The organism is Mycobacterium angelicum, assembly GCF_002086155.1.
Classification (GTDB): domain Bacteria; phylum Actinomycetota; class Actinomycetes; order Mycobacteriales; family Mycobacteriaceae; genus Mycobacterium; species Mycobacterium angelicum.
Window position 1 is genome coordinate 1 of record NZ_MVHE01000454.1, and the last position, 236, is coordinate 236.

Sequence of the window (236 nt, forward strand, 5' to 3'; positions counted from 1 at the left end):
GCCCACCCCGCCGGACCCGCCGGTGCCGAACAAGCCGCCCATGCCGCCGGCACCGCCGACACCGCCTATCGTCCCGCCGACACTGCCCGCGCCTCCGGCGCCGCCGTTGCCGAACAAGAATCCGCCGGCCCCGCCCGCCCCACCGGACATACCAGTGGCACTGATACCGGCGCTGCCGCCGGCGCCGCCGTTGCCGAACAACCCAGCCGCCCCGCCGGCGCCGCCGGCCTTGTTAC

The 236-nt window shown here is 77.1% G+C and carries 1 pseudogene; it reads right to left on the minus strand.

Annotation, left to right across the window (positions count from 1 at the left end):
* Positions 1-63: 63 nt before the first annotated feature.
* Positions 64-236 (minus strand): annotated as a pseudogene (locus BST12_RS35230) (hypothetical protein); the annotation flags it as partial.